The following is a 20,180-nucleotide window of genomic DNA, read 5'->3' on the forward strand; positions in this document are numbered from 1 at the left end:
TATGATCAGGATAATTGAGGGTGATGAGCCGGTTACTTTTGCCAGCTAATCGGTCGGTCGATGCGCGCTAACGGTGACGGCAATTGTCGTCACCCGCTCGAGTTATTGTCTTGCTGTGAGAAAAATAACTACCGCTTAGCCGCAACACTTCTTGAATTTTTTGCCGCTGCCGCAAACACAGGGCTCGTTGCGGGCGGGCAGCTTATCGACTTTGACAGCACTTTTTTTGTTGAGCAGGGCGGTTAGCTCGGTGATGGACTCAACCGCGCCGTCGCTGTCGTTAATGCTGACAACAGCGTGTAGCTGCGCGTCGGCGACCAGGGCTTCAACCTCCTGCTGACGCGCCTGGTTGGTAACCGTTAATGCCAGCGGGTATTTTTTGCTGCCGGCCTTGCTGCTGGCCTTGGTTTCGTAACCGTATTCAATGTTACTCACCCGCGCATCTTGGCGGCCCTTAAAGAAGAATTTATCTGACATGTTATAACCCAACCGCTGAAAAAATAGGCGGCAACCTGCAATACGCCTGCTGCCACTAAAGGGGCTTAGTTTAGCATATCGGTTGGCCAGATGGCGTTGAAATCCTGGCGAAGAGCGGCGATGACAGCGATCTCAACCAGTAGTGCATCCCAGACTACATTCGTCTCGAAAAACAGCATGTCTTTGATATAAGCAGGTTTAATATCCGCCCCAGATATCTTTGTTCACCGGTGTCTTATTTTTTCGTTTTTTCTTGCCTGTGCCCGCCGGCTTGGCCATCGGTTTTTCGACCGCCGGCAGCGCATCGATCAGCGCCTGATCGACTTCAAAACCTGCTACTGGCTCGCGCTCGAGTCGAAATTTATTTTTCTTCTCAATAATGTTGAAATGATGATAATCCTCGTGGTCGATCAGCGATAAGGCTAAGCCGACTTCACCGGCACGGCCACTGCGGCCAATACGGTGCATATAGTCCAGTGGGCTTCGGGGCAGGTCGAAGTTGATGACCACCGGCAGCTTGTCGATATCGAGGCCACGGGCGGCGATATCGGTGGCAATCAACACCTCAATTTCGCCACGTTTGAATGCTTCTAGCACGCGGCTACGAGCGCCCTGGCCCTGATCGCCATGAAACACTTGGGCGCTGATGTCACGCTTGGCGAGTTTTTCAGATAAGTGCTCGCAGCTGTTTTTAGCGTTGACAAAAATAAGCACTTGTCGCCATTGATGCCGCTTAATTAAGTGGGCTAGAACGGCAGTTTTTTCGCCCTTGTTAACAGTAAAAACACGTTGTACCAGGGTGCTGGCATCGGCGCTTTGTAGCTGTATCTCGACCGGCTCATTCAGTAGGCTCTGGGTTAATGCGCGCACCTGTTCAGGAAAGGTTGCCGAGAATAATAGCGTCTGTTTTTTGTTGGGCATTAAAGCCAGCAGCGCCGATATCTCGTCGCTAAAGCCCAGGCTTAACATGCGGTCGGCCTCATCGAGCACCAGGGTGTTAACCCGGTCGAGCTTGATGGCATTGCTTGAAATCAAGTCGAGTAAGCGACCCGGTGTGGCCACCAGAATATCGCTGCCGCCGCGCAATGCCTGCATCTGGGGGTTGGCGGAGACGCCACCAAAAACCGCCACGGTTTTAATTCGGCCATTAAAATGCACCGCATAAGAGCGAATGCTGTCGGCAACCTGCTGGGCTAATTCCCGGGTAGGGACCAAGATCAGGCCGCTGACATCATTGCCGGCTTGGCCTGTGCGGTTTGAGCGGGGGGCAGTGTCCTGTTGCTGCGATAGCTGCTGCAGCAGTGGCAGGGCAAAGGTGGCTGTTTTACCCGAGCCGGTATTGGCCCCTGCAATCAGGTCACGACCGGCCAATACGCTGGGGATGGCCTGTGCTTGAATGGGCGTAGGCTGTTGATATTCCAGTTCAGTTAAACGGGCGAGCAACGGGGCGATAAGGCCAAGCTCGGTAAAATTGGCGGCGGTTGTGGCGGTAGTCATTACGGTAAAAGGCTCAAAGCTAAGATGTCAGCCCTCTATTTTAGCGTATTTATCGGTCACTCAGTGAGTGGAATCGGTCAAAGCCTACGACAGCATGATTTGACCGCGGCCAACGGCGCCATTTACTGTTCCGGGTAGCCGGTAATCTCGCGTATCGATTGATACAGCGGCTGCATGCGTTGATACATCTTCCTATACACCTCCTTATACAGGCGATCATATAACTGCACCGTCGGCTCGTGGGGTTGAAACACATCGCCCAGGCGGGTCATTTTTTCTATTGCCTGTTCATAGCTTGGGTGGATGCCCAAACCGACACAGCAATTGATGGCCGCACCGAGGCCGGAGGCCTCAAAGGTATGGGGGCGTTCGGCGGCCATGCCAAATATATCGGCGGTTAACTGCATGGCGGCGTCACTCTGTGAACCACCACCGGACACTCTCAGGCGGGTTATCTTGCTGCCACTGCGCTTCTCGATCTGCTCTTTACCGCTGCGCAGCTCATAGGCTAAACCTTCAACAATGGCGCGATAGACATGGGCGCGCTTATGCACATCGCCAAAGCCGATCAGCGCACCCTTGCCCTCTGGCCCGGGTTGGCGTACCCCCGGCGACCAGTATGGCTGCATCATCAACCCCATCGAACCCGCAGGCACCTGGTGTAGTAACTCATCGAATAACTGCTCGGTCTCGACGCCCAGCTCTTTTGCCTTGCGCTGCTCGGCCTGGGCAAATTCATTCTTGAACCAACTGACCATCCAAAAACCGCGGTAGACCATCATCTCGGTGTTGTAGACCTTCGGCATGGCACCGGTGAAAGGAGGGATAAACGGCAGCGTCTCGACGTATTTTGTGGTCGCGGTATTAATGGTGGCGGTGGTGCCATAGCTCAGGCAGCCAATATGCGGGCTGATACCGCCAGCGCCGAGCACCTCGCAGGCCTTGTCCGAGGCGGCGGCGATCATCTTAAGCCCCGCAGGCAGGCCGGTGGCATCGCCAGCCTGTTGACTGATGGTGCCGAGTTGATCCCCCGGCTCGACCAGCTCTGGCATCATGTCGCGAGTCGCGGCCAGCAACGTCCACTTGAGGTCACTTTTTTTCGCCCACTGCTGTTTGCGATAATCGTAGGGTAGATACCCCATAGTGGAACCGGTAGAGTCTTTTAGCTGGCCGGTCAGCTTGTAGGTAAGATAGCTCGACAGGCTGACATAGTGTTTTGTCTTGGCCCAAATCTCTGGTTGATTCTGCGCAATCCAATTGTCTCTGGCCTTTGCCCGCAATTCTGCGATGACATTGCTGAGACCCAGCGCCTTGATCAATATTCCCCACATACCACCGACAGGTTTTTCAATCTCAGCCCTGCGCTGGTCCATCCACACAATCGCCGGGCGAAGCGGGTTTTTTTGGTCATCCAAATTGATCATGGTATAGCGCTGTGTGGTCAGCGATAGCCCGGAAATTTGATCGGCGCTAACAATGCCCTGGGCCCATAATGCCTGACAGGCCTGCGCCAAAGACTGCCAATAATACTCCGCCTCCTGCTCAGCCCAGCCGGGTTGAGTTGAGACGTAGGCCACCAGATCGACCTTGCTTTTGGCAACGACATTCCCCTGGTCATCAAAGACCAAGGCACGAATACTTTGTGTGCCATTATCAATGGCGAGGACATATTTCGGTTGGCTCACAGTGGATCCTTTTATTATTATTTTTGCGTTCTGTTAAACAGGAACGCTGTAATATTTCTGCCAAATTTCTTGATAACGTTGGCGCTCGAAAAGCCATTTTTGATCGTTCCAATGTAATTCTTGGCGACAAATTTCTTGAATTTTATCGGCAAAAATTAACCCCCCGTTTTCGACTAACAGACCAATGCGGGTGCGGCGCAATAACAAATCATCTAAATGAATGACCGCCTCATTTGCCGCCGACCAGCGCAGCTCTGCCCACAGGGCCTGAGCCCCCGGAATAACATCGAGGTCGCCATCGTGGGCCTGGGTTAATAGCGCATCAGTCTCCATGCCATAATGCCCCTGTAGACGTTTTTGTAAGTAACCTGGCAGCGTGGCAAACAGTGCATGATGAGGCGCTGAGGGGGTAAAAATTTCGGCGCCGCAATCTGTCGCATCGAGGCCGGGTAAATACTCGCTGGCCGCCTGCAGGGCATCGAGCGCAATCAATCGGAAGGTGGTCAGCTTGCCGCCGCTGATAGACACCAAGCCTCGGTCGTTCCAGACACTGTGGTCACGCTTTTCCTTCGAGGGATCTAATGCGCCAGAGCTGATTAAGGGCCGCACACCGGCCCAGGATGAAATAATATCCTGCTCAATCAATTCAGCTTTGGGGAATTGCACGTTGGCCACTTTCAATAAATACACCAGCTCTTCACGGGTCATACTGGTTTCGGTGTTGGCTATGGCCGGGTTATCTAAATCGGTGGTGCCGATGACGGTGCGGCCTTCCCAGGGGAAAATAAAAATCGGTCGTCTGTCATCCGGGTGCATGGCGGTAAAGGCGGAGCCTACCGGTAAACGCCAAGAGGGAACCACCACATGACTGCCACGGGCGGGTCGTATTTTCTTTTCATCGCAAACCTCGCCGCGTAATGCATCGGCCCAGGCGCCGGTGGCATTTATTACCACCTTGGCCTTAACGGTATAGTGTTCGCCGGTTTCGGCATCGGCTAACACCGCACCAGTAACATCGTCGCCCTGTTTTATCAGCGATTCAATGCCCATGTAATTGATCACATCGGCGCCGTCTTTTTGAGCCTCGCGCAGCACGCGAATAACCAAGCGTGAATCATCGGTGATGGCATCGGCAAACTGCGTGCCGCCGGTCAGCTGATCCTCGTTAATCAATGGGCTTAGGCGCTCGAAGCTGGCGAGCCGGTGAAATTTTCGATATTTCTTGCCGGCAAAAAAATCATAAATTTTCAGCAGGGTGTTAAACACCACAGGGCCAGGGAACACGCCCTTATAATGTGCCATCAGGTAGCTCATTTGATCGACCAACCCCGGTGCCTCATTCATCAGCCGCTCACGCTCGCTGACCGAATGTCTTGTGGTCTTAATATCACCGGCGGCGATATAACGCAGGCCGCCATGGACCATTTTTGACGAGCGGCTGGAGGTGCCCCAGGCATAATCTTGCCGCTCTACCAGCAGCACTTTCTGGCCGCGACGAGCGGCCTCGCGCGCGATGCCAGCGCCGGTAATGCCGCCACCGGCAATGACCATATCCCAGTGGTTTTTATCATCCTTTAATCGGTCGATCAATAAGTCTCGATGACCGGTTTGCCATGCTTGTTGCCACATCGTTTTCGCTGCCTATTGTCAATGCCGGTGGAAAAATGAATGGGTATGAGAGCACCAATAACACGGGGGTGTTATTGGTTGTCCTCAAGCAAAACACCGGGGTTTAAGCGTCGGTCAGGATCAAAATCATTAACCAGCGTCTCAATCACCCGCATCCCCAACTCGCCTTTTTCAGCCGGCATATAGGGTGCGTGGTCACGGCCAACGCCATGCTGGTGAGAAATCGTTGCCCGGCCCTGGGCGATCACCTTGCTGGTCTTGCCCTTGAGTTTCTGCCAGCGCGCCAGCGTGGCGGGGTAGGTCTCGGCGCAGCGGAAGAAGTAGGTGGTGTAAATGCTCGAACCCTGGCCATAGACATGGGACAGGTGGGTGAAAACCATCACCTCCTCACCCTCGTCCTGCAAAGCCGTACGCAAAGAGGCCTCCATGGCGTTCATTAGCGGGTCGACATTATCCCAGTCTGTCGATGTTTCTAAGGTGTCGACGGCAATGCCCTGGGCCCAGGTTGTCTCGCGTAAATAGGGAAACTTAAAACGGCCATGGGCCCAGATAGACCCCATGATATTGGCTAACGGGCCGCCCACTCCCTTGTGTTGTTTTAGAATTTTCTTCACCTGGCGCATCGAGGCTTTGTTTTGCAGCTTACTGCCGGTGACGCCAAAGGTGAGCATGCAGCGATTGTCATCCAGGCCGCGCAGACGTAAATAGCCATCCAGTAATTTGAACTGTTTTAAGCTGGTGCCTAAATTGGCATGGGCGCGAGTCTCCGCCGCGTTGCTGACGCGCATCATCGACATCGGGATTTTTTGCTGCGCCACCTCGCGGGCAACGGCCTTGCCCGCCGCCCAGTTGGGCATAAAGCAGACCATGAATTTCTCTTCCTGCGCCACCCGCACAACCCGCACCTTAACCTCGGTATAAATGCCCATGCGGCCCTCCATGCCCATGGTCACCTCGCGCATATCCGGGCCGGCTGAAGAGGCGGGAATGGTGGGAATATCCATCGTCCCCTGCAGTGTTTCCAGTTTGCCGCCGGCAAACATTTGTTCGATGCGGCCATAGCGTAAAGACTGCTGTCCGGAGGAACGGGTGGCCACCCAGCCACCGATGGTCGACAGTTCCCACGACTGCGGGTAATGCCCCAGGGTATAACCCCGTGCCTGCAACTGCGCCTCAACCTGTGGCCCCGGTGTACCGGCACCAAACGTCGCAATCTGGCTCTCTTCGTTGAGCTCCATCAGATGATTCATCCGCCCCATATCCACCGTTAGAATCGGTTTGGCATTGGCTTGCGGTGTTATGTGGCCGGCGACAGAGGTGCCACCACCATAGGGGATGACAATAAAATCATGGGCCACGGCAAGATCCAAAATCTGCCGCACCTGAGCGCTGGTTTCGGGGTAGCTAACGCCATCGGGGAAGACGCCAAAATCACCGCTGCGCATGGCCAGCCAATCGGCAAAGCTCTGGCCGCGGGCGTGGCGCACACGCTGCTCGACATCGGTATCGATTAAGGCATGAGCGGGCAGACGAGAGGCGGGCACCGTGGCCATAACACTCTCCAATGATGCATCTTCGAGGGCCTTGGGCTGGCCAATAATACTGCGAATCAAGGCGCCGCCATGGGCCGATACCTCTTTTGTTGTGCTGGTATCGCCCCAACCATTCCAACGACGCATAGTGTTCTCCCGCTTGTTATTTTAATGATGACCAGTAATAGACCCGTAACGCCGGTAGCGCTAATATGACACTCAGTTTACTGCCCCAAGCACCTTTTTCAACGTCGCTTTGGGACACAGAGGTAGTAAATCAGGCCATACCATACTCAGCGATTATATTGAAACCCTATGACCGAAGACCGCCTTGGATCTGCATCAACCGCCGCACTGCGCCAATACTTAAGGGCGGCGCAGGATTATGGTATTGCCGCCGAACACGCGCTGATACAAAACGACCTACCAGTGGGTATCTTAGACAGTACCATTAGTCGCGTTACGGGCACTGAATTCCAGCGCCTCATTCGCTGGCTGGTCGATGCCTGCGATGACCCGCTGTTTGGTTTAAAAAGCGGCGCCTATGTGCAGCCGGGGTCCTACAGCATCTTCGGTTATATGATTATGAATTGTCGCACTACCCGTGAGGCCCTGCACATGACGCCGCTGTATGAGGGGATTGTCGGTGACATGGGGGTGACCAAACTGGAGCAATCGGGCAGCCGCTTAGCGGTACGGTGGGTGTGCCAGTACGATGACCCGGTTATTATTCCCCACATGATCGACAACGTGCTGTACTCGTGGACGCAATTTACTCGCTACCTGGCCGACCTACCCGAGGGCAAACCCTTCTGCGTACAACTGGAGCGACCACGCCCCAACGACCAGCAATTGGCCACCTACCAGCAGCTGTTTGGCTGCGATATTGAGTTCGGTGCCAGCCGCAACGCGCTGATTGTCGATGACGAGCTGTTAGCGGTTCCCATACGCCAGCCGGATCCCGCCCTGTTACAAAGCCTCACCCAGCAGGCTGAATCGATAATGGGTGAGTTAAAACAGAAAAATACCTTGGTGTTGCAGGTTAGAGCCGTATTGCGCCAGCTAATGGAGCAGGAGCTACCGCGCAAAGAAAAAGTCGCCCAAGCCCTGGATATGACTGAGCGCACACTGCAAAGACGGTTGCAGGCCGAGGGCACCGGCTATCAGCAACTGTTAGATGATGTTCGGCGCGAAGCCGCCATCGAGTGGTTAACCACCACACCAACAGCGATTAATGATATTGCCGATAACCTAGGCTTTAGTGAGGTGCGATCGTTTCAGCGTCGCTTCAAATCATGGACCGGCCACGCGCCGGGGGAATACCGTACGCTTCATTCCCCGTTGCCGTAACTGACCGCCCGTTTGGCTCTGGCATCGGTGTTGCTTGGTCGGCGGTTTTTTCATTTTTTGGTTTTTAATCGCTCGGCTAAGAAGTCCACTGCTGCTTTGACTTTTGGCACCAAGTATCGCTGTTTTTGATACAGTAAATACACCGCCATATCAGAATTTTGATTGATCGATAATTCGTGCTCAAAGTTTAGCTCCCGCAACTCCCCAGAGGCAATATGTGGGGCCAGTGCCCATCGGGTCGACATCAATATGCCTTCACCATGACAGGCTTTTTTTGCCAGCCACGCGCCGTTATTTGATATCGCCACCGCAGGCCCTGAGACATCATGCCATTGCCCAGCGATGTTTGATAACCAGGGCGTAGGCCCTGTCGGTGTTTTAAAATACAGACCGCTATGCTGTTTGAGATCCGTGGTGCATTGTGGGGTGCCGTGTTGCGCTAAATAGCCGGGTGACGCGACCGGAATAAAACCGTTATCCATCAGCCTTATTGCCAGCACACGTTCATTGGGCGCGTAACCACCACGGATAGCGATATCGACATCGTCGCGGCCAAGTGTTGATAGCTCATCACTCAGGCTGACATCCAATACAACCTGCGGGTATAGCGCGCTGAAATCGTCCAAAAGAGGAAGCAATATACGCTCGCCAAAACCCACCATCGAGCTGATGCGTAAGCGCCCCATGGGTGTTGTTTGATAGCTGAGAACGGTTTCATTAATTTGATCGAGCTGACTAAGAAGCCCCTGAATATCGTTATAATAAATTTGGCCCACCTCCGTCAGCTTAACGATACGGGTTGAACGCTTTAACAGTGTCGCGCCCAAACTTTTCTCTAAGTCAGCCACCCGCCTCGACAGCGATGACGGCGGCACATTAAAGGCGCGGGCGGCCTGGGTAAAGCTCTCTGTTTCGACGACTTTACTGAAATACCGTATTGCGCGTAGTTGATCCAAGCGGCTTCTCCATTCGGTGGTTGGCGGCGTGTTTTGCTCTATTATTGCCTTAAAGACAATAGTGAATCGCATTATGCCGTATATATTAACGAATTATATCAGGTAATAATGGCCTGACTGCAATAGAAACAATCTGCACATGAGCAATGCTAAGCTGATGTGACGCGCACATATTAACTACTGAGTAGGAGAACATCATGGCAGAGAACAATATCCAGTTGACCTCAACCATCAGCCAAGACAACACCTTAACACTGGCGCTGCAAGCGATCGACATACCGCAACCCGGTGCCGATGAGGTCATTGTGCGCATCGAAGCGGCACCATTAAACCCATCGGATTTGGGCGTTATGTTCAGCGTTGCCGACATGGCAAAAGCGACACAATCGGGGACGGAGACCCGCCCTGTGATTAGCGCAGATATTGCCGCTAAGTTTATGCCCTCGGTGAAAACCCGTGTGGGTAAGGCAACGGCTGTGGGTAACGAGGGGGCCGGTACCGTCATAGCGGCGGGCTCATCCCCGGCGGCACAGGCATTAATGGGCAAAACCGTTGCCGTCATTGGCGGCGGCACGTTTCGTCAATACATCGCTGCCAACGTGCGCAGCTGTCTGGTGCATACAGACGGCACCACGGCCAAGCAGGCGGCCTCGTCTTTTGTTAACCCGCTGACCGTATTATCAATGGTTGAAACAATGCGTGCCGAAGGGCATAAGGCCATTATTCACGCCGCGGCAGCCTCTAACTTGGGCCAAATGTTAAACCGTGTGTGTATTGCCGACGGCATCGACTTAATCAATATTGTTCGCAAAGACGAGCAGGAAACACTGCTGCGTGAAATGGGCGCAAAATATATTGTTAACTCAAGCCGCGATAGCTTTCTTGCCGATTTAACGGCGGCGATTATTGAAACCGGGGCAACCATTGCCTTTGACCCCATCGGTGGCGGGCAATTAACCAGCGATATTCTCAGCTGTATGGAAGTGGCTGCCGCCCGTGATATGACAGAGCACAGCATCTATGGCTCTGATATTTTCAAACAGGTGTATATCTATGGCGCATTAGACCGTGGCCCCATCACCTTAAATCGCAGCTTCGGCTTTGCCTGGGCGGTGAGTGGCTTCTTGTTGTTTAATATTCTGGGTAAATTCAGCCCCGACACCGTTGTTGCGATGCGTCAACGTGTGGCCGACGAAATCACCACCACCTTTGCCAGTCACTATACGCACGAGGTAACCCTGGCAGAGGTATTACAATTACGCGCCATGGCGGCCTACGGTAAACAGGCGACCGGTGAGAAGTATTTGATTACCCCTCAGGGTTAATTGGGTTGCGTTAAACGCCAACATTAGCGCCAATGCCCGGTGCAACGCCGGGCTTGGCACCAATGTGCCGTTGATATCAATACTGGGTGATGCATACGCTCAAGAACAGGCGCGCCCCCTGCGGAGCCTACCTACCGAAAACAGGTCTGCGATCATAAATCAAAGACCTGAGCCTATTGTTCTGTACTGTTATATCCATCGCCTAACATGAGAGCAATAATCTTTATACTCTCTAGGATATAAGATGAATAAGTGCTTCTCTTCTGCCAGAGCCTGACTATTTAATGTGTACAAACCTATCATCAAACAGACAAGTGAAAAGAGGGATGGCATTGCTAAGAAAAAACCGAACTGGGCTATGGCGACACAAACAAACATAGGGTTGCGACTATATCTATACCAGCCATTTGAAACCAACTCGCTTGGCCCATTAGGGTCAATTCCGGATCGCCACTGTTTACCTAATTTATAATGAATCATAATCGTCGAAATAAATCCTAGTGTTAGTAACACTATTCCTGTGAGAATGACTGCTTTCATCTGAAGACTTTCTACTATCCCTAAGTAATTATCGACCGCAGGGAGAAATAATCTACACAGGCAAACTAGCCATATGGTGGCGCGAAAGAATCGAAAGGATATATGATTCCACCATGTTGAGCAGAAACGTTTCCCAGGGAATATTATTTCTCCAGCATTAGACCGCTTCATCAAAATTATTCTCACGGTATAAAACGCTGCAACCGCTGAGTAAAATATAGCCAAATAAATACGCGTAAATTCTGTTATCTCTAATACTTCATTAGCCATATTCATATCTAATTACTCGAAGACGGAGTGCGTGTAACAAATCCAAAGGGGGCGGAGTTAATTGATAGGTTGATCAACTCAGCCCACCTTTGTAAAATTTTTCCTATGGCCCATTGTGCCCTTGCATACCATCCTTGCTTGAGGCTTAACGTCTTGTTCATCTTTTAAAAAAATCTCGTGTATATGTGCTGCGGTAATCAGAAATACGATTGTACCACCGACAACCTCTAAAAATAGGATGTTTTGGCTGCCGCCTGATATCACCATTAATAGCTCTCTGCATTCATCGATCATTTCCGGTGGGCATCCAGCGCGGGCACGAGAAAATGCTGCCGAACAATACAGAAATAATAATAGTAAAGTGAATCTTAGGCTGTTGATGGCGATTTCCTGATCATTTAACGACCTTCGAATTTTTATTCGTTATTGGTGAGTTCCTGCGGAATCTACTGACGAAAACAGGTCTTTGATCATAAATCAAAGGCCTGAGCCTATTGTTGTTGGCGTATAATTACGAAGCAATGCCAACAGGTGTAACGGAAATTTAGTCCTTGGTGTACACGCTTGTTATACGCTTTTTTAAAATTGATTTTGCCTTGTCTAAATTGACTTGTTCTTTTTTTCCAATACGTTTTATTATATTTTTACCATATTGCCATAAGTATTTATCAATGTCGTAATTTGAATAACTGTGTAAATCAAATGATTTTTTAAACTCTTTAAAAACAGCGTAAAAGTCATTGTAGCTTTTAGGGTTGGCGAAGCTTAACTTTGAATTGTAATATTGATTTAGGTAGCCAACCATTACTATCCAGATATAGCTGTCATAGATTGGCAGCTTGTAGCCGCTAAGAAAGTGAATATATTTTGAGCAAAAAGACATATTATTACGCGAATGAATCTTTCCTGATGTGTTGCTAACCCATGACACCTTCGAAATATCATCTACTAACACTGCATATTCTTCTTCGTTTAATTTGATATGCTGGTTATCAACTATTGAGACAATTTTATCTACTACGGGAGCTGTATACTGTATAGCAGTTGAATAAATTTGATTAAGTTCAGCAACTTTAATTGATACTTCATACTGATTAGCTTCATCATTCAAAGATGAAAATAGTTTTCTGAGGCTAGAATTAATTAAATTTCCTCCTTCCGCATCATGCTGATAAAGAGTCAATCTGATGTTTTTCTCATTTATTTCTTGAAGCTTCACAGTTCCCTCTTTGCGTATAACGCGCAAATAACAGGCTAATTAATGGTTGGCTAAAATTGTGTAGCGAAGCGAAACGTAGCCAACTGTTACGTGTCCTTGTTTATTTTCTTGTTAGCTGCGACTTGCACAACCTTATGGCATAACTCTACGAATTCACTGTACTCAAGATCATTTTTAGCATCATTAGTTTGCCAAGAACATATTTTAAAATTTGGTTTACCTAAACCATCGTCTACGTGATCTACTGATGGAAGCATAGCAAATAGTTTTTTATATCTTCGACCGTGCAATTTTGATTGGTCATTATCGTATTTGCTCAATAATGACCAGTCTAGTTTTTCTTGGGTGTATACATCAAGTCCATTACAGTCTAAAACCGCTCGATGAATTTCAATTTTGTACTCTGCAACCATTGCCGTTTTATTACCCCTCGCACGGTCTCTTTTGACGTGTGAGCTTGCTTTTCTATGCAGCCACTTTTCATAAGTTGCTTGCTCGACAATATTTGATAATGGTGCCACAAGTTGATATTTCTTCATACATTCCTTGAGCAGCTAACGCCCGCATCACGAACAATTGAAAGTTGGACTGCTTTTTTGCAGCCTTTGTTTTTTCGCAAAAAAACAGGCTGACTTTTAATTGTCGCTGTGCATGCGTTTGTTATGAGTTGCCAACCTATAGCTCCGATTTCCAATGTCGATGTGCTTGACCAATAACAGACATTAAATCTGAGAAACTGGCTCCTTCATCAAGGCCCTCCAAACTATCCCCCATATTACTATATATATTATGTGTATTAACCCTAGCGGTTGGTGCGTCAACGACATTGTTTAATACAAGCTTACTAAATTTATCGAATCCAAGACGAGTCATTTGACTTAGGTATTCAAGTTTATTGTTCTCAGGATTCAAACCTATATCTGCCAGTGTATACCGGTATACATGCGCCAAAACACCAGCAGAATATGCAATCTCTGGTACAATACGGATGACAAATTGACGAGCTTTATTACATTTTTCAAGTCTATTTTCAGATGTTCCAACCTGTAGTTCAATATCTTTCAAACTTGAACCTTGCATCCATAAGGTTAATGCACCAGTGGCTGTAGTTTTGAAGTAATTTATTTTTTCCAATTCATTAAGCCTAGTAAAATCTCCTTTGAATGTTCTTTCCAAAGATTCCTCTCGAATGAACTTTACAAGCCTATCATATGATTCTGCGATCCATTCTACGAGCCAAGTTATATATTCGATTGGAGTGTGAAGATTTGGTAGAACCTCAATGAGGTCTTGCTCTAATTGACGAATTAATTCTGACTCTAACCCTGATGCTGAAGCAAGTTGATCATACCACTCTATTTCACCATCTGAATCATCACTTTCTCTAATTGTATTGAACGCTCGATTTGCTACCTCAATGCTTTCTTCAATCCAATTATTGTTATTGCTTAACCGGGCTTGATATGCGCTGAAAGTTGAGCGTATAAACCCTGAACAATCACCATCTTCGCTGACAGGTAATTTTTGGATAAAATATTTTACATCTTCATCATCAAAATCATCGGAGATATGTAACTTGTCTAGCACTAGCTGTAGAGGATCTTCAATGGTCAAGCACTGGTCTTCATTTGAAAAGACTTCTTGTATCTCCCTCCAATAATCTGTAATTCTAGTTCTTTCAGAATCAAAACTAACAACTCTTCCTGGTATTACCAAAACAACTCCAGTTGAATTCTTTCCGGCTCTACCAGCCCGACCGGCCGCATTCAGCAACTCATGGGCATCCAATTCTTGCTGTCTATTCTCCAATGGGTCAAACCTAGTATTTCCTGCAATAATTACGCATTCTGCTGGAAGGTTTATTCCTTGTGCCAGTGTGGAGGTAGCCACGATCAAATTAACTCCGCTATCTCTGCCAAATAATGACTCGTGGAGCTGACGTTCCTCTTTTATCAAAAGTCCGTGATGAGGCAACGAAATAGAATCTGCTGCATAGTAAGTATGGTCACCACCAAACTCTAAATTAATAAGATCTTTCAGTTTATTTTCATAATCATTTAACTCTATAACTTCTGGGCTAGTTGAGCGCACACTTTTTACTATTGAATCACATGACTTAGTGTCTGCGGCAAAGATTAGTGTTTTAATATTTACCGACATCGAATTTTTCGCAATTGATGCAGCAACCTGATTTCTATTCGCAGTCAAATAATCGTAATCATTTACACCGAGAGCTACATCTCTATTAGAGAGTCTTGTCAACTTATAATCATTTGAACTGTTAGAATGCCAAGTTTGGTTAAGAGAGAAAAAGCTATATGGAGCAGCCGACAACTCTCTTTTGGCAGCAGCAGTTAGATTGCCTCTCGGAGTTCGATTGGCGCCAGAAATGTACTCATTTAGCTCTGTTATTCGCTGCGAATCATATACAACGCAACCTTTTGCTTGTCTAGTTGGCTTCCATTTAATGTTGAGAGCGAGCACATCTCGATTTATCAGTTCCCTAAGCCAGTTGGAAAGCTCGCTATTATTTTCGATCATTGCAGACATTAGCAATATATCTACATCGCTAGACAGATCTATTATTCGCAGCAAACATAGCATTGCGTCAATACTTCTTCTATCAGCAACCTCTGATGATCTTGAATGGATTAGATGGCATTCATCAAAAACAAATAATCCAACCGAACTGAATGCATCTGGGGTGAAGCTCATTCTTACAAGTAGACTTTCAGGTGTCATTACAGATATGTCTGGCAGAGTCTCTACTTCTAGCTCTTCAACATCAAATGCTTCTATGCTCATTCTTGTTGTAACAGAAGGGAAAGCGGATTTAAGGGACTTTGAAACTTGATCCACTAGTGCCAGAGTAGGAACCACAAAAACTACAGGCTCGTTGCGAATTAAAGAGGTAGCAATCTTCAACTCTGACAGAGTGGATTTACCTCCGCCAGTTGGAAAGCTAACGACTGAAGAAACACCTTGGTCTAGGTAGCCTTGATTAATCGCTTCAATATGATTAGGCCATAAATATGGGCGATCCGCTGATATGCTATTCAGTATACCCTTCCATGATTCATTATTGACGCCATTGGGTGTGGGCGTGTTAACTAAAGCAACTTTCTTGATTGTGTCACTGGCAACATGAAGCAAGCTGGCCAAATAAAATTGCCCTATGTAGATACCTTGATAAGTAAATTTATCATAATGCCTTCCTAGAGTTATCTCTTCATTGCTTTCAGACAAAATCTTTACTTGATTGAATGCTGAGATGGCCTCTTCAAGTGAGTCACTAAATATATCAGAACTACTTGAAATGGAAGTTAACAGAATATTTATCCCACGATGGATATGCGCCCATAACGCATTGGACGCGGCAACCTCTCCCCACTCATTCCCTAAAAGAAAGTCAGGTTGATTCGCATCAAAATCTTTTAATTGACCTGTTAACAGTGATTGTAATGCTTTAATTATTTTAACTTCTATATCTCGACTGTTTTCGACGCTAACTTTACTGATCATCTCTGACGAATCAGCAGTATAGCCGGCGATAAAGTAAAGTAGAGACGCTGAAATTTGCGGGACAATATAGTGATCGTTTAAAGCATCGGATATGTATTCGTTATCTATTACACTACTTATCTGAAAAATCAACTGGTGAGCTGATGCTGCTACAAATGCTGCTGCTTTGTGATCATTTTGACTACTCTGTAGGAATACATATGCTTCATAAGTAGAAGCAATTTTCTTAACCTCATTTAATAATGCGATTAATTGATCATCATTATTAATGTTTTCTCTATATGCTATTCTTGCAGAAACAACTTCTGTATAGCCTTTAGTTAATTCCTTTGGCAAGTTTGGTAAATCCACATCCCCAAAAATTGGAGCCTGACTAATAAGCTCTGCAGCACTAGCATCAAACATCGGGGTTACCTCTATAGGAGTTTAGATGCTCAATAACTTGTTCACTAAAGTGCTGCATCCAATCCCTAAGCTCAGGAATATGTACACATTCGGCGTTTCTATAGTCAACCGTATGGTTTGAGATTGTAGTATCGTAACCTTTGAATAATCTAGCTCTACCTTCGGCGCTCATATGACTCTGACTAGCAGTTGTAGCCACTCTAAACTTTCTTGCTTGCTCCCAAAAAATTGTTTCGATAGCTTCTTCTATATCATTTACAATATCAGGCCTCATGCTAAGCATTGTGGTGACTTCTTGCTGTAATTCGCTTTCCCTTTCACCTAGATAGAACTCATTGAATTCTGGCCACACCTTTTCCCTGATAGTTTTTCGTGGGTTTTCTGTTGCTTTATCTTCGAAAATAATTATATCGCTGACATTTCCATCGTTAATATTTATCTGTAAGCCATCAAATCCCTTTTGAGCTTTCACTAGATGAGGGGCTCTTAGAACTGAGGTGTCACTTTTTGATTTATGGGCTGCTACCCATGAAAATATTTGAAAGATAAGACCATCACGATGATAGGGGTCTTCATTGTCTTCAAGAGTTAACTTATTAATAGCATCATTTACTACATTATCTCTAAAGTTAACCCTGCTTTCGCTGAGTCCCTTAAGGATTTTCTCAACATGTAGCTGTTTTCCCATGAGAACTTTAGCAACCACCTGCGCTAACAAATCTTCATTTGTGATAACCCATGTATGCCCTTGGCAGAGCTCATCAGAAGTATAGGGCGTTAGTGTTATAGGCATAAAATTCCAGTTTTTTTAATTGCTCAATTGTAGAGAAAATTGGATGCAATATTCCCTACTCGAGGTGATTGATTCTAATTCTTAGTATTTCGCAAGATATAACTTTAACGATGAGCACCTTACTCATAACGCCCTGCTAACGGGCAGGCACTGTGGAGGTCTTTTTGGTGTAAATTGGAGCGCAGTGACTTACACCAAAAAGGCCGGAGCAGTGACTGTCCGGTTGAGCAGTTTGTTATAGCTGCGTTATCAGCCATTCAATAAATCCCAAATACCCTGCATTCCCTCATTGATTAAAATGCTGAAAATAAAAGGGAGAATAAGCCCACTCATAAGCCCCCAATAAAGACCAAAAATGCATGGGTTTGCGCTATGACCATAAGTTGGCCAGATACGAAATGAAAACCAAAATTGTGAACCAATCAAGACTAACGCCACCAACCCCAAAACATATCCAGCGGCCGGAGAATAATTATTTGCAGCGAAAGAGAGGACAGCCACAATAATAGTAAGTGCAATGTGCAGCCCGCCAGGCACAACCATTTTTTCGTTTCGAAACATAAGACTGGTCCTCACTCAATACAACTATGAGCTATAACAGTGAATTAATAGGCCAACAGGCGTTATATGTCTTTTGCTGTTTTCGCCCATTATATATTGGCCTAAAAAAATAATTATTATATTTATCAACTGCATACGGTTCAGGCCCAAAAGCAAAGCGAGCCCGAAGTCAACAATAACGTTGTTCTAAGGTTTTCCCTGTAACAAAAAACGCTACCTAATACTATCAACAAGTTACAAGCTATTCTACCGTGTTCAAGCGCCCGGTGGCTTCATAACACGGTCATGCTTGCAAGAAAACACACCCTGTAGCCAGTATTGAGATAGCCTAGGCCGCGCAGTCAGTCATTGCCCTCGACTTCAAAAAGCGCAGCGACAGAAGAGGGGGGTGACTGACGCAGTGGCGTGCGGAGCGGCCAAGCTAAAATTCAATCCCCTATTTTCTCATCCGTTGCCTGTTCAACGCGCAGCATCCAATCGTTGACCCTGTCGTGCCCCTGCAGGCATTCAATGCCCTGACGGCTGTCTTTGAAACAATTCAACATCACATAGACGCTGATGTCGGCGAGCGATAGTGAATCCCCCACCAACCACGGCCCCTGCAGCAGCAGGTCATTCACCGCTTGAATATGGCGCTTGAGGTCGACGGTGAGTTGTTCGCTGCTTTTACGGCCAACACCCTGGGTATTGGTGATGGAGCGTATCGCGCGGGGGAAAACCTTGGTCAAAAACCATTTAGCTATGCCGCGATTATTGGCCATCATTCTCGGGACATTGCTGGCGCTGTTCTCGGCTAAGCCGAAGCGCAGATGCATCTCGTAGAAATACAAACTCTCATCGGCCCAGTCCTCAATAATATGCACCTGTGCCCGCTCGATAGGGGAGGTGGGGATCAGTGATTTTTGTGGCTGGAGCCGTTCCAGCTGATAGGCAATGTCGGTTGAATCGCCGAGGCAGTGCTCACCCTGTTGCAGGCAGGGCAGCTTGCCGGTGGGGTTAAATTTTTTAACTTGCTGGCTGCCGGGCGGGTATTCACGCAGCGTATAGTCCAGCCCCTTGTAGTTGAGGATGCGGATAATTTTATCGCCAAAGGGCGACATCGGCATGTGGTGTAATATCATGATTAAGCGGGCCTTTAGGGTTTAGGTCATCATCTGCATCAGTAAGCGGTCCAGCCACTTGGCGGGCATAATCTTGGCGATCAGCGGCAGCAGCTTACCGACAGCGGTCACCTTGTAGCGGGCCTTCGGTGACCGGCTCTCTAGCGCCTTTACAAGCACCTCGGCGACATCACTGGCCTGGCCTTCGATGGGGCCGATGTCGGCGGATTTCTTCTCGCTGCTGGCCAGTAATTCGCGGTAGGGGTTGCTGTCATCTTGCAACCAGCCGGCGTCGCTCTGCTCGATGGCGGTGGCGGTCAGATTGGTTTTGATAAAGCCCGGCTCGACTAATACCACATCAATGTTGAAATCCTTGAGTTCCATCCGCAGCGAGTCATTAAAACCCTCAACCGCATGTTTAGAGGCGCTATAGATACCGAGCAAGGGCAGGCTCATCATGCCCATCAACGACGATAGATTAATAATACAGCCGCTGCCGGCTTGGCGCATATGCGGGGTGACGTGGCGGATCATCGCCAGCGGCCCCAGTACATTGACGGCAAATTGGCGCTGGGCCTTTTCGGCGCTGACCAGCTCGACGGGCCCCGCCTGGCAGTAACCGGCGTTGTTGATCAGCACATCGATACGGCCATAGGTCTCGATGGCAGATGCCACGGCATGGCTGATAGAAGCCTCATCACACACATCGATGACGTATTTGGCCGCAGCCTGGTCGGGTATATCATCTAACAACTCCGCCGCAGGGGCGCTGGCCAGCACGGTGTGACCTCGGCTGGCGGCATGCTCCACCGTCGCCTTACCGATGCCCGATGAGCAGCCTGTGATTAAAATAATTTTAGCGTTCACTCTTTACTCCTGAATGCGAGTCCATTGTATTTAGCGTAGGGGTTAAGGATAAAGGATAAGTGGTGACATCCCTACCTTATTGAGGTTAACCACCTCAATATTACTGTTAGAGCGCCTCCCTGCGTTGCCAATCGTGGTGAGGCCATGGTGTCTATCGCTGCCAGACGATAGGCCGCGCAGTCAGTCATTGCCATCGACTTCAAAAAGCGCAGCGACAGGAGAGGGGGGTGAATGACGCAGTGGCATTCGGAGCGCCAAAATAGCAACGGTTGTCTGTCAGAGTCGACCACGCAGCAGCCGATGGGCGTCTTCAGCATGGACGCTGAAGCCGAGCCTACAGGGAAGTATGTTCGGCGCACCATCGGTTGCAGCGGGGGCTAGTTGCCAAAGCCGCGCAGTCAGTCATTGCCCTCGACTTTAAAAAGCGCAGCGACAGGAGAGCGGGTGTGACT

The 20,180-nt window shown here is 48.3% G+C and carries 17 protein-coding genes; 3 read left to right on the forward strand and 14 right to left on the reverse strand.

The genetic code is table 11. From position 1 onward, the window contains the following. Positions 1-135: 135 nt before the first annotated feature. The 5 genes from L9P87_RS09135 to L9P87_RS09155 form a co-directional block, all read right to left on the reverse strand. Positions 136-477 carry a PBPRA1643 family SWIM/SEC-C metal-binding motif protein gene (locus L9P87_RS09135; protein ID WP_237444427.1) on the reverse strand — a complete coding sequence of 114 codons (342 nt, stop codon included), beginning with the start codon at positions 475-477 and terminating at the stop codon, positions 136-138. A 198-nt stretch (positions 478-675) separates the two neighbouring features. Next, entirely contained in the window at positions 676-1,974 is a 1,299-nt protein-coding gene (locus L9P87_RS09140; protein ID WP_237444428.1) for a DEAD/DEAH box helicase, read from the reverse strand. Between the two features lie 122 nt (positions 1,975-2,096). Further along, positions 2,097-3,659, reverse strand: coding sequence for an FGGY-family carbohydrate kinase (locus tag L9P87_RS09145; RefSeq protein WP_237444429.1), 1,563 nt, complete (start codon positions 3,657-3,659; stop codon positions 2,097-2,099). Positions 3,660-3,692: 33 nt separating this feature from the next. Continuing rightward, on the reverse strand, positions 3,693-5,288 hold the full coding sequence (locus tag L9P87_RS09150) for a glycerol-3-phosphate dehydrogenase/oxidase (protein ID WP_237444430.1): 1,596 nt from the start codon (positions 5,286-5,288) through the stop codon (positions 3,693-3,695). A 71-nt stretch (positions 5,289-5,359) separates the two neighbouring features. After that, positions 5,360-6,967, reverse strand: coding sequence for an FAD-binding oxidoreductase (locus L9P87_RS09155; RefSeq protein WP_237444431.1), 1,608 nt, complete (start codon positions 6,965-6,967; stop codon positions 5,360-5,362). Positions 6,968-7,135: 168 nt separating this feature from the next. Here L9P87_RS09155 and L9P87_RS09160 point away from each other — a divergent pair, with 168 nt between their 5' ends. Further along, entirely contained in the window at positions 7,136-8,170 is a 1,035-nt protein-coding gene (locus L9P87_RS09160) for an AraC family transcriptional regulator (protein ID WP_237444432.1), read from the forward strand. A 50-nt stretch (positions 8,171-8,220) separates the two neighbouring features. Here the strand turns inward: L9P87_RS09160 and L9P87_RS09165 are convergent, their stop codons facing one another. After that, complete coding sequence (locus L9P87_RS09165; protein WP_237444433.1) at positions 8,221-9,126, reverse strand: LysR family transcriptional regulator; 906 nt, start codon at positions 9,124-9,126, stop codon at positions 8,221-8,223. Between the two features lie 197 nt (positions 9,127-9,323). Between L9P87_RS09165 and L9P87_RS09170 the strand changes: the two genes are divergently transcribed. Further along, entirely contained in the window at positions 9,324-10,451 is a 1,128-nt protein-coding gene (locus tag L9P87_RS09170; RefSeq protein ID WP_237444434.1) for a zinc-binding dehydrogenase, read from the forward strand. A 189-nt stretch (positions 10,452-10,640) separates the two neighbouring features. Here L9P87_RS09170 and L9P87_RS09175 read toward each other — a convergent pair whose 3' ends face one another. From L9P87_RS09175 to L9P87_RS09210, 8 genes are all read right to left on the reverse strand, one after another. Next, on the reverse strand, positions 10,641-11,261 hold the full coding sequence (locus tag L9P87_RS09175) for a methyltransferase family protein (protein WP_237444435.1): 621 nt from the start codon (positions 11,259-11,261) through the stop codon (positions 10,641-10,643). Between the two features lie 544 nt (positions 11,262-11,805). Beyond that, positions 11,806-12,480, reverse strand: a complete 675-nt coding sequence (locus L9P87_RS09180) for an HI_0787 family protein (protein ID WP_237444436.1) — start codon at positions 12,478-12,480, stop codon at positions 11,806-11,808. 86 nt (positions 12,481-12,566) lie between these two features. Further along, positions 12,567-13,019 carry a hypothetical protein gene (locus L9P87_RS09185; RefSeq protein WP_237444437.1) on the reverse strand — a complete coding sequence of 151 codons (453 nt, stop codon included), beginning with the start codon at positions 13,017-13,019 and terminating at the stop codon, positions 12,567-12,569. A gap of 136 nt (positions 13,020-13,155) precedes the next feature. Next, the gene (locus tag L9P87_RS09190) at positions 13,156-16,407 is read right to left on the reverse strand and encodes a DEAD/DEAH box helicase (RefSeq protein WP_237444438.1); all 3,252 of its coding nucleotides are present in this window, start codon (positions 16,405-16,407) and stop codon (positions 13,156-13,158) included. After that, the gene (locus L9P87_RS09195) at positions 16,400-17,200 is read right to left on the reverse strand and encodes a hypothetical protein (protein ID WP_237444439.1); all 801 of its coding nucleotides are present in this window, start codon (positions 17,198-17,200) and stop codon (positions 16,400-16,402) included. The genes L9P87_RS09190 and L9P87_RS09195 overlap by 8 nt, the downstream gene beginning before the upstream one ends. A gap of 249 nt (positions 17,201-17,449) precedes the next feature. Continuing rightward, complete coding sequence (locus tag L9P87_RS09200) at positions 17,450-17,761, reverse strand: hypothetical protein (RefSeq protein WP_237444440.1); 312 nt, start codon at positions 17,759-17,761, stop codon at positions 17,450-17,452. A gap of 428 nt (positions 17,762-18,189) precedes the next feature. Continuing rightward, complete coding sequence (locus L9P87_RS09205) at positions 18,190-18,882, reverse strand: glutathione S-transferase family protein (RefSeq protein WP_237444441.1); 693 nt, start codon at positions 18,880-18,882, stop codon at positions 18,190-18,192. A 21-nt stretch (positions 18,883-18,903) separates the two neighbouring features. Further along, complete coding sequence (locus tag L9P87_RS09210; protein ID WP_237444442.1) at positions 18,904-19,728, reverse strand: SDR family oxidoreductase; 825 nt, start codon at positions 19,726-19,728, stop codon at positions 18,904-18,906. 231 nt (positions 19,729-19,959) lie between these two features. Between L9P87_RS09210 and L9P87_RS09215 the strand changes: the two genes are divergently transcribed. Further along, positions 19,960-20,109, forward strand: a complete 150-nt coding sequence (locus L9P87_RS09215) for a hypothetical protein (RefSeq protein ID WP_237444443.1) — start codon at positions 19,960-19,962, stop codon at positions 20,107-20,109. Positions 20,110-20,180: the final 71 nt, after the last annotated feature.

The organism is Sinobacterium norvegicum, from assembly GCF_923077115.1.
GTDB lineage: Bacteria > Pseudomonadota > Gammaproteobacteria > Pseudomonadales > Sinobacteriaceae > Sinobacterium > Sinobacterium norvegicum.

What these genes read in the sequence shown, in the direction of transcription:
- L9P87_RS09150 (WP_237444430.1), bottom strand. Translation starts at nt 5,288, where the DNA reads ATGTGGCAACAAGCATGGCAAACCGGTCATCGAGACTTATTGATCGAC.
- L9P87_RS09185 (WP_237444437.1), bottom strand. Translation starts at nt 13,019, where the DNA reads ATGAAGAAATATCAACTTGTGGCACCATTATCAAATATTGTCGAGCAA.
- L9P87_RS09205 (WP_237444441.1), bottom strand. Translation starts at nt 18,882, where the DNA reads ATGATATTACACCACATGCCGATGTCGCCCTTTGGCGATAAAATTATC.
- L9P87_RS09200 (WP_237444440.1), bottom strand. Translation starts at nt 17,761, where the DNA reads ATGTTTCGAAACGAAAAAATGGTTGTGCCTGGCGGGCTGCACATTGCA.
- L9P87_RS09195 (WP_237444439.1), bottom strand. Translation starts at nt 17,200, where the DNA reads ATGCCTATAACACTAACGCCCTATACTTCTGATGAGCTCTGCCAAGGG.
- L9P87_RS09170 (WP_237444434.1), top strand. Translation starts at nt 9,324, where the DNA reads ATGGCAGAGAACAATATCCAGTTGACCTCAACCATCAGCCAAGACAAC.
- L9P87_RS09135 (WP_237444427.1), bottom strand. Translation starts at nt 477, where the DNA reads ATGTCAGATAAATTCTTCTTTAAGGGCCGCCAAGATGCGCGGGTGAGT.
- L9P87_RS09155 (WP_237444431.1), bottom strand. Translation starts at nt 6,967, where the DNA reads ATGCGTCGTTGGAATGGTTGGGGCGATACCAGCACAACAAAAGAGGTA.
- L9P87_RS09160 (WP_237444432.1), top strand. Translation starts at nt 7,136, where the DNA reads ATGACCGAAGACCGCCTTGGATCTGCATCAACCGCCGCACTGCGCCAA.
- L9P87_RS09190 (WP_237444438.1), bottom strand. Translation starts at nt 16,407, where the DNA reads ATGTTTGATGCTAGTGCTGCAGAGCTTATTAGTCAGGCTCCAATTTTT.
- L9P87_RS09175 (WP_237444435.1), bottom strand. Translation starts at nt 11,261, where the DNA reads ATGGCTAATGAAGTATTAGAGATAACAGAATTTACGCGTATTTATTTG.
- L9P87_RS09140 (WP_237444428.1), bottom strand. Translation starts at nt 1,974, where the DNA reads ATGACTACCGCCACAACCGCCGCCAATTTTACCGAGCTTGGCCTTATC.
- L9P87_RS09215 (WP_237444443.1), top strand. Translation starts at nt 19,960, where the DNA reads ATGACGCAGTGGCATTCGGAGCGCCAAAATAGCAACGGTTGTCTGTCA.